Annotated in this window: 10 protein-coding genes; 6 read left to right on the top strand and 4 right to left on the bottom strand. The window is 62.4% G+C overall.

Annotation, left to right across the window (positions count from 1 at the left end; translation table 11 throughout):
- Positions 1-190 precede the first annotated feature (190 nt).
- Positions 191-901: an acid phosphatase AphA gene (aphA, locus tag PG899_RS12100; RefSeq protein WP_270697383.1), complete on the top strand. Its 711-nt coding sequence runs from the start codon at positions 191-193 to the stop codon at positions 899-901.
- 62 nt (positions 902-963) lie between these two features.
- Here the strand turns inward: aphA and ypfJ are convergent, their stop codons facing one another.
- Positions 964-1,809 carry a KPN_02809 family neutral zinc metallopeptidase gene (gene ypfJ, locus PG899_RS12095; RefSeq protein WP_270697382.1) on the bottom strand — a complete coding sequence of 282 codons (846 nt, stop codon included), beginning with the start codon at positions 1,807-1,809 and terminating at the stop codon, positions 964-966.
- A 107-nt stretch (positions 1,810-1,916) separates the two neighbouring features.
- On the bottom strand, positions 1,917-2,180 hold the full coding sequence (locus PG899_RS12090; RefSeq protein ID WP_005308154.1) for a hypothetical protein: 264 nt from the start codon (positions 2,178-2,180) through the stop codon (positions 1,917-1,919).
- 173 nt (positions 2,181-2,353) lie between these two features.
- On the opposite strand from PG899_RS12090, the gene PG899_RS12085 reads away from it, so the two are divergent.
- Together PG899_RS12085 and PG899_RS12080 are read left to right on the top strand one after the other, a co-directional pair.
- Complete coding sequence (locus tag PG899_RS12085; protein WP_024945656.1) at positions 2,354-3,175, top strand: HDOD domain-containing protein; 822 nt, start codon at positions 2,354-2,356, stop codon at positions 3,173-3,175.
- Positions 3,176-3,292: 117 nt separating this feature from the next.
- Positions 3,293-3,814, top strand: coding sequence for a GNAT family N-acetyltransferase (locus PG899_RS12080; RefSeq protein ID WP_016349191.1), 522 nt, complete (start codon positions 3,293-3,295; stop codon positions 3,812-3,814).
- 120 nt (positions 3,815-3,934) lie between these two features.
- On the opposite strand, the gene PG899_RS12075 is transcribed toward PG899_RS12080, so the two are convergent.
- Both PG899_RS12075 and PG899_RS12070 read right to left on the bottom strand, forming a co-directional pair.
- The gene (locus PG899_RS12075) at positions 3,935-4,111 is read right to left on the bottom strand and encodes a hypothetical protein (RefSeq protein WP_017408838.1); all 177 of its coding nucleotides are present in this window, start codon (positions 4,109-4,111) and stop codon (positions 3,935-3,937) included.
- Positions 4,112-4,583: 472 nt separating this feature from the next.
- Positions 4,584-5,861 (bottom strand): cation:proton antiporter, encoded by a 1,278-nt coding sequence (locus tag PG899_RS12070; protein WP_024945658.1) that lies wholly within the window; start codon positions 5,859-5,861, stop codon positions 4,584-4,586.
- A gap of 203 nt (positions 5,862-6,064) precedes the next feature.
- Between PG899_RS12070 and metH the strand changes: the two genes are divergently transcribed.
- From metH to brnQ, 3 genes are all read left to right on the top strand, one after another.
- Entirely contained in the window at positions 6,065-9,748 is a 3,684-nt protein-coding gene (gene metH, locus PG899_RS12065) for a methionine synthase (protein ID WP_270697381.1), read from the top strand.
- Positions 9,749-9,987: 239 nt separating this feature from the next.
- Positions 9,988-10,884 carry a 30S ribosomal protein S6--L-glutamate ligase gene (rimK, locus tag PG899_RS12060; protein ID WP_016349212.1) on the top strand — a complete coding sequence of 299 codons (897 nt, stop codon included), beginning with the start codon at positions 9,988-9,990 and terminating at the stop codon, positions 10,882-10,884.
- Positions 10,885-11,283: 399 nt separating this feature from the next.
- On the top strand, positions 11,284-12,063 hold the full coding sequence (gene brnQ, locus PG899_RS12055) for a branched-chain amino acid transport system II carrier protein (protein WP_333563642.1): 780 nt from the start codon (positions 11,284-11,286) through the stop codon (positions 12,061-12,063).
- The last annotated feature ends 66 nt before the right edge of the window (positions 12,064-12,129 follow it).

Genomic DNA, 12,129 nt, shown 5'->3' with positions numbered 1-12,129 from the left:
GGCCAGTATGGGGCCTGTCGTCGGCACCGGCCTTGGTGCTCACGCCATGCTGTTTGGCGATTGCGCCAAGATGGGGGCTTGCCGTGGCGATGCGTGTCACTTGGCCCTGTTTTGTGGCGGGTTTCACGGTTTCCGGTGCCGGCATGGGGCAGGATCGGCCCCCTGTTTCCTTCATGTCACGAGCCGTATCATGTCCTTATCCCCCCGTTTTGCCCTGCTTGCCTCCCTGGTCGCCGCCAGCCTGACCCTGCCCGCCGTGGCGGTCGAAGCCCCGGCCAGCCCCGCCGGTGTCACTGCGGTGACCCTGGCCCAGCAGGCCCCCATTCACTGGGTCTCGGTGGAACAGATAGCCAAAAGCCTGGATGGGTTGCCGCCGATGGCGGTCGGTTTTGACATCGACGACACCCTGCTCTTCTCCAGTCCGGGGTTCTATCGCGGCAAGCAGGAGTTCTCCCCCAATGACGAGAGCTACCTGAAGAACCCGGCCTTCTGGGAGAAGATGAACAACGGTTGGGACGCGTTCAGCGTGCCGAAAGAGGTGGGCAAGGCGCTTATCGCCATGCACCTCCAACGCGGCGATCACATCTACTTTGTCACCGGCCGTTCGGCCACCAAGACCGAAACCGTCAGCAAGACCCTGCAGCAGACAATGAACATTCCGGCCGACCAGCTCAACCCGGTGATCTTCGCCGGCGATCAGCCAGGCCAGAACACCAAGGTGCAGTGGCTCAAGGAGAAGCAGATGAAGATCTTCTACGGCGATGCCGATGGCGACATCAAGGCGGCGCAGGAGCTCGGCATTCGCGGCATCCGGTTGCTGCGCTCGGCCAACTCCACCTACCGGCCGCTGCCGCTGGCTGGGGCGTTGGGGGAGGAGGTGATCGTCAACTCCCAGTACTGACGTTCACCCATGAATGGAAAAAGGGCCGGATCCTGTCAGGATCCGGCCCTTCTTTTGGGCGTCTAGCGGGCGGTGAAGGTATTGCAGCTGGCGGGCTTGCCGCTGTCGAAGCCGCGCTTGAACCAGGCGTAGCGCTGGGCCGAACTGCCGTGGGTGAAGCTGTCCGGGATCACCCGGCCCTGGCTCTGTTGCTGCAGACGATCGTCGCCGATGGCCTGGGCGGCGTTGAGCGCCTCTTCCAGATCGCCATGCTCCAGCACCTGCTCCCGCTGCATGTAGTGGCCCCAGACGCCGGCAAAGCAGTCAGCCTGCAACTCGAGTTTGACCGACAGCTTGTTCTGATCGGCCCGGCTCAATCCCTGCTGCTGTTCACGCATCTTGCGCTCGATGCCGAGCAGGTTCTGCACGTGGTGGCCCACCTCGTGTGCCACCACGTAGCCCTGGGCAAAGTCGCCGTCGGCCCCCAGCTTGTCGCGCATCTCCTGATAGAAGGAGAGATCGATGTAGACGGTGCGATCCGCCGGGCAGTAGAAGGGGCCCATCACCGACTGGCCCTGGCCGCAGCCGGTACGGGTTGAACCGCGATAGAGCACCAGTTTGGGGGCCTGATAGCGGCTGCCGCTCTGCTGGAAGATGTCGCCCCAGGCATCTTCGGTGGAGGCGAGCATCACCGAGGTGAACCTGGCGAGGGGATCCTTGGCCGGCTGAGACATCTCCTGACGCTGGGGCTGGCTCTGGGTGGTCGGCTCGCTGAGCAGGGGGGAGAGGTCCACCCCGTAGTAGCCGGCCACCATGACCACCACCAGCAGGATCAGGCGCCCCTTGCCGCCGATGGGGATGCCGCCCCCGCTGCCCTGCTGGCGCCTGTCTTCCACATTGTTGCTCTCACGGCGATCTTGCCAGCGCATATGCTTGCTCCCCTGCTGTCCGGTGGCAGTAATGATAATGGCTGGCGGGATGGCTTGCCTAACGGGAGCCGGCCGGCGACCGGGTCGCCGGCGGCGGGAGTGGGTGTTTATTCGGCCCAGGGCATCTCGGGCAGGGAGTCCAGAAATTGGCCGTAGCGCTCGAGGTTGAAGGGGCCCTGATCCGCTTCCATCGCCATCAGTTCGGCCCCCAGGGCACAGGCGATGTATTGCAGCGCCTCTTCACGGGGGGTGCCCTTCATCACCAGCCGCATCAGGGTCGCCTTGACCTGCAGCGGGTGGCCGTCGCTCAGCTGGTTGTCGACCATCTCCAGCAGGGTTTGTTCGTCGAAGAACTCGGTGGGTTCGCTCATGTGCTGTGCCTCGTCGTGTCATAAAGGATGCCAGTATAGCGAGATAGCTATTAACGCATTGAAATATTTCGATAAAAACATTTCGGTAGGGGAGGTTTTTGTTACCCATAATTAATGTGGGTTTGCTGTCGGCAAACAACAACCATCATAAAATCGCATGGACGGATATCAATATGCCCACCATAGACTCGCTGTTATCCAAGCCTCAGAACCTGCCCAACGTGCCGGAAGTCATGCGCGAACTGGTGCAGACCTTCAACGAGAAAGAGCCGGATATCCTGCTGATTGCCAAGAAGATCAACAAGGATCCGGTGATCTCCGCCAAGCTGCTGCGGCTGGCCAACTCCGCCAAGTTTGGCGGCAGTCGCCAGGTTGCCACCGTCAACGAGGCCGTGGTGCGGCTCGGGGTCGACGTGGTGCGCAACATGGTGCTCGCCTGCGGCCTGACCGGTTCCATCAATGCGGTGCCCGGCATCGATCTCAAACATTTCTGGGGCAAGGTATTCGACGTGGCCGAACTGGCCAGACGGCTGGCCAAGCTCAAGGGCATGAAGGGGGAGGAGGTATTCACTTGCGCCCTGCTCTACGACATGGGGCGGCTCATCATGCACGTAGGGCTGCCGGAGAACATGGTGAACCACATCAAGGATCTGGAGCCCAGCAAGGGGCGCGCCAAGGCCGAGGAGCTGGTGGTCGGTTTCAACTATGCCCAGACCGGGGCCGAGATGGCCAGGCGCTGGCAATTCCCCCTGAGCATCTGCCATGCGGTGGAGTATCACTACAACCCCTTGCTGGCCAAGGAGTTCTCTGTCGAGGCTGCCCTCATCCATCTGGCCATCGCCCTGGCGGCGCAGTCCGACGTGGGGGACGAGGCGCCGCCCGAGTGGCCCGCCCAGGTGGCCGAGCGGCTCGGCCTCTCCTGGTCCGACTGCGCGGCGGTGTTCGTGGCGCTGCGCGAGCAGGGCAACGGTTATGCCGGGCTGCTGGCGGCCTGACGCGGCTGATTTCATTGACCGGGGCCGCGCTGCGGCCCTTTTTCATGGTGGCGGCCTTGCCAATAGCCGGTAGCGGGGGCAGTCTTGGGGCCTGTCTCTTCTATGCGAGCCCTTGTCATGATCCTCTCCGAGCGCCTGGAACTGCGCGAACTGACCGTTGCCGATGCCCCCTTCATTGTCGAACTGCTCAACGACCCCGACTTTCACCGCTACATCGGCGATCGGGGCATCCGCACTCTGCAGGATGCCGAAAACTACATCCAGCAGGGGCCGGCGGTCAGCTATGCCCGCCACGGTCACGGCCTCTATCTGGTGGCCCGGCGCAGCGACGGCGCCAAGCTCGGCATCTGCGGGCTGATCAAGCGTGATACCCTGCCTTGTGAAGACATCGGCTACGCCTTCCTGCCCGCCTATCGCGGTCAGGGTTATGGCATCGAAGCGGCGCAGGCAGCGCTGCAGGATGGTCGGGAGCGGCTCGGCATCGAGCGGGTGGTCGCCATCGTTACCCCGGGCAACGAGCGCTCGGTGGCGCTGCTGGCCAAGCTGGGGCTGGTGCAGAGCAGGCTGGTCAAGCTGGCCGAGGATGCGGATGAGTGTCTGCTGCTGGAGGCGGAAGGAGCGCAGGCCTGCCGGGTCTGAGAGCGGCCAAGAGTGCGGATGCTGGCTAGGCGATGCAGGGAAAATTTGTGGGAGTGAGACAAAGAGGCCGCCGTGAGTTGCGGCCTGTCTGCATCGGGCGCTGCCGTTGGGCAGGCAGGATCAGTTGAGGTCTTCGATGGAGAACTCGCCAGCGATGCCGTCACAGGAGATGGCAAAACCGCCGCTGAAGCGGGTGCTGAACTGGATCAGGAACCCGTCGTCATCGTGCTCTTGCACGGGCAGGTTGATGGGCTTGCTGCGACGCAGGGGCTTGTGTGTTTGTACTGCTTTCATCATGGTATTTCTCTATATCAATTAGGTGTTTGCTCCTTGTATTGGCAAATGTCAGGTCAATGGGCGCGGTCAGCACGATTGCGGACGAGCGCGCAGGAATACCCAGCCCGGTTCAGGGGCGTCTGCACTTTCAAGGAATGCGCCAAGGACCACGCGGATGCATGATGCTACTTGGGAGTGGGCAGATCGGGTCTGCACCGTGAGAGCCGGGCAACGCAGGCAGACAGCCTGAACGGTTCTCAAGGCGAGTAAATCAGAAGAAGGTTATGCGGGTACTGGCAGGATTCATCGTGAGGTGAAGCATTTCAGGGTAAACATAATCAGGGCTGATTAACTAGCCGGCGCGCATTCTCTCCTCGACATGCGTAAAAAGCAAACAATTATTTGCAGTTTTTCCTTGAGGGTCGTCTGTCGGCCACAAAAAGGGCTCCCGAGGGAGCCCTTTTTTCATCATCAGGTGACGTCAGCCGGTGACTCAGTAGTGGCCGCTGGCCTTCTTGGCGGCGGTGATCATCGGGGTGATGGTCATGCCCTGTACCACGATGGAGAACATCACCACCGAGTAGGTCATCACCAGGATCACTTCCCGCAGGTCGACGCCGTGTTCCGGCAGCATCATGACGCCGGAGGGGAGCGCCAGCGCCATGGCCATGGCCAGACCGCCGCGCAGGCCGCCCCAGGTGAGGATCCGCACCGAGAACTTGTTGTAGCTGCGATAGCGGCGGAAGGCCATGTAGGGCAGCGACACGCTGATGAAGCGGGAGGCGAGGCAGAGCGGTACCGCGATGACCAGCAGGATCCAGTCACGCCAGGCCAGATCCAGCAGCACCAGCGCCAGACCGATCAGCAGGAACAGCAGGGCGTTGAGGAACTGGTCCATCAACTCCCAGAAGTGATCCAGGTGATGGCTGCTCTGCTCGGAGAAGCCGGAATGACGGGTCCAGTTGCCGATCATGATGCCGGTCACCACCATGGCCAGGGCGCCAGAGACGCCGATCATGTTGGCGAAGGCGAAGCCGGCGGTGGGGATGCAGAGGGTCAACAGCAGCTCCAGCGAACCATCGTCGGTGGCGCTGATCATCACGTGGGCGATGAGGCCCAGCACGGCGCCGAACAGGATGCCGCCGAGGGCCTCATGCAGGAACAGGCCGGCCACGCTACCGAAGGTGGGCTCGACGCCGCCGAACGCCACGGCGAACACGGTGGCGAAGATCACCAGGCCGACACCGTCGTTGAACAGCGACTCCCCTTCGATCTGGATGGCGATCTGGGGCGGCGCCTTCATCTTCTTGACGATGGCCAGTACGGCGATGGGGTCGGTGGGGGAGATCAGGGCACCGAACAGCATGCAATAGACCAGCGGCAGCTCCCAGCCGAGCAGCTTGGCGATGAACCAGAAGCCGTAGCCGACCATGAAGGTGGAGAGCAGGGTCGCCACGATGGAGAGAATGGTGATCTCCCACTTCTGGCTGCGCAGGGCTTTCAGATTGATCCCGAGACCGCCGGCGAACAGCAGGAAGCCCAGGATCCCCTTCAGCAGGAAATTCTGGAAGTCGATGCTCTCCATGGTCTTGACGGCCAGGGGTTCCAGATTGAACCAGCCCAGCTTACCGAACAGCACCAGCAGCGCGGAGATCAGCATGGAGCCCGCGGTGATGGCGATGGTGGTCTGGATCTTCACAACATACTGATTGGCAAAGGCGATAAAGATCGCCAACGCTGCCAGGAAGCAGAGTGTGTAGTAGACGCTCATAGTTATTTTTCTCTTTAGTAAACAGCAAGCACGTGTCCGGATTGAGGACGGGCATAGGGTACTCTTGGGTCACATGTTACTCATTACCCATTTATGAGTATATAGGTCACTGATATAGACAGATAGACGGCTAGATTTCCATTTGATTTGTTTGCTGTTAGGATGCTGTTTACGCAGTTGCATGGATGTAAGAGGAACGAGCGGTGTCGAACAAAAAGTCGGATGTGACAAACAAACTGGAAGCCTGTCTCAAGGAGCGGATCCTGATCATCGATGGCGCCATGGGCACCATGATCCAGGGCTACAAGCTCGGTGAGGCCGATTATCGCGGCGCGCGCTTCGCCGACTGGCACACCGACATCAAGGGCAACAATGACCTGCTGGTGCTGACCCGTCCCGCCGTGATTCGCGAGATCCACGAGCAGTACTGCGCCGCCGGCGCCGACATCCTCGAGACCAACACCTTCAACGCCACCCGCATCGCCATGGCCGACTACGAGATGGAAGATCTCTCGGCCGAGATCAACCGCGAGGCTGCCCGGCTGGCGCGCGCGGTGGCAGACGAGTGGACGTCGAAAGAGCCCCGCAAGCCGCGCTTCGTGGCCGGGGTCTTGGGCCCGACCAACCGCACCGCCTCCATCTCGCCGGACGTGAACGATCCCGGCAAGCGCAACGTCACCTATGACCAGCTGGTGGCCGCCTACACCGAATCGACCCACGCCCTGATCGAGGGTGGTGCCGACATCATTCTGATCGAGACCATCTTCGATACCCTCAACGCCAAGGCCGCCGCCTTCGCGGTGGAAGGGGTGTTCGAGGCGCTGGGCTACAGCCTGCCAGTGATGATCTCGGGCACCATCACGGACGCCTCCGGCCGTACCCTCTCGGGTCAGACTACCGAAGCCTTCTACCACTCGCTGCGCCACGTCAAACCCGTTTCGTTCGGTCTCAACTGCGCGCTGGGGCCGGATGAGCTGCGCCAGTACGTGGAGGAGCTGTCGCGCATCAGCGAGACCCATGTCAGCGCCCACCCCAATGCCGGGCTGCCCAATGCGTTCGGCGAGTACGACCTCGATGCCGTCGAGATGGCCGAGCATATCCGCGAGTGGGCTGCGAGCGGCTTTCTCAACCTGGTGGGCGGCTGCTGCGGCACCACCCCGACCCATATTCGCGCCATGGCGGACGCCGTGGCGGGCAGCAAGCCGCGCGCCCTGCCCGAGCTGCCGGTAGCCTGCCGGCTGTCGGGCCTCGAGCCCCTCATCATCACCCCCGAATCCATGTTCGTGAACGTGGGGGAGCGCACCAACGTCACCGGCTCGGCCAAGTTCAAGCGGCTGATCAAGGAAGGGCTCTACGACGAGGCCCTCGACGTCGCCAAGCAGCAGGTGGAGAGCGGCGCCCAGATCATCGACATCAACATGGACGAGGGGATGCTGGACGCCGAGGCGGCCATGGTGCGCTTCTTGAACCTGATTGCTGGCGAGCCGGACATCGCCCGGGTGCCGGTGATGATCGACTCCTCCAAGTGGGAGGTGCTGGAAGCCGGCCTCAAGTGCGTGCAGGGCAAGCCGGTGGTCAACTCCATCTCCATGAAGGAGGGGGAGGAGAAGTTCATCCAGCAGGCCAGATTGCTGCGCCGCTACGGCGCCGCGGTCATCGTGATGGCGTTCGACGAGGTGGGCCAGGCCGATACCCGTGCCCGCAAGTTCGAGATCTGCCAGCGCGCTTACCGCATTCTGGTGGACCGGGTGGGCTTCCCGCCGGAAGACATCATCTTCGACCCCAACATCTTCGCGGTGGCGACCGGCATCGACGAGCACAACAACTATGCGGTGGACTTCATCGAGGCGGTGAAGGACATCAAGCAGAACCTGCCCCACGCCATGATCTCCGGCGGCGTCTCCAACGTCTCGTTTTCGTTTCGCGGCAACGAGCCGGTGCGCGAGGCGATCCACGCGGTGTTCCTCTATCACGCCATCCAGAACGGCATGGACATGGGCATCGTCAACGCCGGCCAGCTGGCCATCTACGAAGACATCCCCGCCGAGCTGAAGGAGAAGGTCGAGGCGGTGGTGCTGAACCTCAATCCGGACGCCACCGAGGCGCTGCTGGCCATCGCCGAGCGCTATCGCGGTGGCGGTGCCCAGGCGGAGGATCCGCGGGATCAGGCGTGGCGCAGCTGGCCGGTGGGCAAGCGGCTGGAGCACGCGCTGGTCAAGGGGATCACCGATTTCATCGAGGAGGATACCGAAGAGGCGCGGGCCGGTGCCGAGAAGCCGCTGCACGTGATCGAGGGGCCGCTGATGGACGGCATGAACGTGGTGGGCGATCTGTTCGGCGCCGGCAAGATGTTCCTGCCCCAGGTGGTGAAGTCGGCGCGGGTGATGAAGCGGGCGGTGGCCTACCTGCAGCCCTATATCGAGGCGGAGAAGTCCGGCGGTTCCAGCAACGGCAAAATTGTGATGGCCACCGTGAAGGGGGACGTGCACGACATCGGCAAGAACATCGTTGGTGTGGTGCTGCAGTGCAACAACTACGAGATTGTCGATCTCGGGGTCATGGTCTCTTGCGAGACGATCCTCAAGACGGCGCGGGAGGTCAATGCCGACATCATCGGCCTGTCGGGCCTGATCACCCCGTCGTTGGACGAGATGGTGCACGTGGCCAAAGAGATGGAGCGCCAGGGCTTCAAGTTGCCGCTGCTCATCGGCGGTGCCACCACCTCCAAGGCCCACACCGCGGTGAAGATAGAGCAGAACTACTCCGAACCCGTGGTCTATGTCTCCAACGCTTCCCGTGCGGTGGGGGTGGCCCAGAGTCTGCTGAGCCCGGAGCTCAAGCCCGCCTTCGTGGCCCGCATCGACAAGGAGTACGAGATTGCCCGCGAGCAGCACGCCCGCAAGCAGCCACGCTCGAAGCCGGTCAGTCTGGCCCACGCCCGTGCCAACCGCCATCAGCTGGACTGGGTTGGCTACCAGCCGCCGGCACCCCGGGAACCCGGCGTGCAGACCTTCGAGGATGTGCCGGTCTCGGTGCTGCGCCCCTACATCGACTGGACGCCGTTCTTCCTGAGCTGGGAGCTGGCGGGCAAGTTCCCCCGCATCCTGGAAGATGAGGTGGTGGGGGAGGAGGCCACGCGCCTCTACGCCGACGCCAACGCCATGCTCGACCAGCTGGAAAAGGATCAGAGCGTGCGCGGCGCCGGTATTATCGGCCTGTTCCCGGCCAATGCGGTGGGAGACAGCATCGAGGTCTATAGCGACGAGTCGCGCAGCGAAGTGAAAAAAGTGCTGCACCACCTGCGCCAGCAGAGCGAGAAGCAGGGCTTCCCCAACTACTGTCTGGCAGACTATGTGGCCCCGAAGGAGAGCGGCAAGCCCGACTGGATCGGCGCCTTCGCGGTGACCGGCGGCATCGGCGAGGAGGCCATCGCCAAGGCCTACAAGGCAGAGCACGACGACTACAACGCCATCCTCATTCAGGCGGTGTGCGATCGCCTCGCCGAAGCCTTCGCCGAGTACCTGCACGAGCAGGTGCGCAAAGTGCACTGGGGCTATGCCCCCAACGAAGCGCTCAGCAACGAAGAGCTGATCCGCGAGAACTATCGCGGCATCCGCCCGGCACCGGGTTACCCGGCCTGCCCGGAGCACACCGAGAAGGGCAGCATCTGGGAACTGCTGGGGGTGGAGCAGGCCATCGGCATGAAGCTCACCGAATCCTACGCCATGTGGCCGGGGGCGGCGGTGTCGGGCTGGTATTTCTCCCACCCCGACAGCAAGTACTTCGCGGTGGCGCAGATCCAGCAGGATCAGGTGGAAGATTATGCCCAGCGCAAGGGGATGACGCTGGCCGAAGCCGAGCGCTGGCTAGGGCCGAACCTGCATTAAAGGGGTGGCAACCGGGTCAATCCCGCTTGATCCTGGATGAACAACGGCGGCATCCTGTACTGGGGGACAGACCAGTCTGGTGCCGCCGTTTGACAATCTGGTGACGGTGGGATGGCAGCGCAGGTTTCTGTGTGGTTTGTCTTGTTGTCAGGAGAAACAATTGGCGTTGTCTTGGCGCTGTGGCACCTTATACTCTCCCGCCCCATCCTGCCCAGGCACTGCCTTCTAGCGGAATTGTCATGAAGATCGCCATTTTATCCCGTGAGCCCAACAACTACTCCACCCGCCGTCTGGTCGAGGTGGCGCAGGCACGCGGTCATCAGGTCGAGGTGCTCGACACCCTGCGCTGTTACATGAACATCGCCTCCCACAACCCCTCCATCCACTACGAAGGACGGGAACTGGAGAGCTATGATGCGGTGATCCCGCGCATCGGGGCCAGCATCACCTTCTACGGCACCGCCGTGCTGCGCCAGTTCGAGATGATGAACACCATGGCGCTCAACAGCTCGGTGGCCATTTCCCGCTCCCGCGACAAGTTGCGGGCCATGCAACTGCTCTCCCGCCACGGCATCGGCCTGCCGGTGACCGGCTATGCCCACAGCACCCACGACGTGCCCGACCTCATCACCATGGTGGGCGGTGCGCCGCTGGTGGTGAAGCTGCTGGAGGGAACCCAGGGGATCGGCGTGGTGCTGTGCGAAACCCAGAAGGCCGCCGAGAGCGTGATCGAGGCCTTCATCCAGACCAACAACAACATCCTGGTGCAGGAGTACATCCGCGAGGCCAACGGCGCCGACATCCGCTGTCTGGTGGTCAACGGCAAGGTGGTGGCCGCCATGCGCCGCCAGGCCCAGCCGGGGGAGTTTCGCTCCAACCTGCATCGGGGCGGCACCGCCGAGGCGATCAAGATAAGCCCGGAAGAGCGGGCCACCGCGGTGCAGGCCGCCAAGATCATGGGGCTGGACGTGGCAGGGGTGGATATCCTGCGCAGTGCCCGTGGCCCGCTGGTGCTGGAGGTGAACTCCTCCCCCGGCCTGCAGGGGGTGGAAGCGGCCTCCGGCAAGGACGTGGCCGGCAAGATCATCGAGTTTCTCGAGCTCAAGGCGAGTCGCAAGCACAAGCCGGCGGAGTGATGCCGGGCTTGCCGCCATTTCATCACACAGGGCGCCTTCGGGCGCCCTGTTGTTTTTGGGCTCATCGCTCGCCTGGGCGGGTGGTCAGCAGGAGACTTGAACCTGCGGATGCAGCGAACGGCAAGACGGGTAACAAATGACGCCGGTTGCGGCGTTATCATCTGTTGCAAAATTGCACCACACCAATATCAAACACCATTGCTTAATTATTTTCTGGATGAAGTGACTGGATTGCCGTGCCGCACTTGCCTCCAGTTGGCACAAACGCTCTACTTGTCGCCCTTCGCAGGTCGCGAAACATAAAAATTTAATAAAACTATCTGCGGATTTTTTGCACGAATAAACCATTCGTGCCGACTTCCGTCATGATTTGACATTGTCATAGGCAGATTACGCAGCATGAATAACCAAAAATTAACATCCAGAGACATAGTCGCGTTGGGCTTCATGACCTTCGCGCTCTTCGTCGGTGCCGGCAACATCATCTTCCCGCCCATGGTGGGGTTGCAGGCCGGTGAACAGGTGTGGGGCGCCGCCGCCGGCTTCCTGCTGACGGCAGTCGGCCTGCCGGTGCTCACCGTGGTGGCGCTGGCCAAGGTCGGGGGCGGTGTGGATGCCCTGAGTGCACCCATCGGCCGCAAGGCCGGGTTGCTGCTCGCCACCGTCTGCTATCTGGCCGTGGGACCGCTGTTTGCCACCCCGCGTACGGCGACCGTCTCCTACGAGGTGGGGCTGGCGCCGCTGTTTGGCGACGATGGCTCAGCCCTGCTGATCTACAGCCTGGTCTACTTCAGCCTGGTGATCGGCATCTCCCTCTATCCGGGCCGGCTGCTCGACACCGTGGGCCACGTGCTGGCGCCGATCAAGATCCTGGCGCTGGCGGCGCTGGGTCTCGCCGTTCTGCTGTGGCCTGCCGGTTCTGCCATCCCTGCCGTCGAAAGCTACCAGCATCAGCCTTTCTCCAACGGTTTCGTCAATGGCTACCTCACCATGGACACGCTGGGCGCCATGGTGTTTGGCATCGTCATCGTCAATGCCGCCCGCTCGCGCGGGGTGAGCAGCGCCAAATTGCTGACCCGTTACACCGTACTGGCCGGCCTCATCGCCGGGATGGGTCTGACGCTGGTCTACCTCAGCCTGTTCCGCTTGGGCTCGGTGAGTGGTGAACCTGTCTCTTGATCAGATCTTGATCCCCTGCGCCATCAGATCCTTGGCGGCAAGAAAACCCTCCATTTTACTTTGCAG

The organism is Aeromonas sp. QDB39 (genome assembly GCF_027707585.1).
GTDB classification, from domain to species: Bacteria; Pseudomonadota; Gammaproteobacteria; order Enterobacterales; family Aeromonadaceae; genus Aeromonas; species Aeromonas hydrophila.
This window is presented reverse-complemented; position numbering and strand designations above follow the sequence as displayed.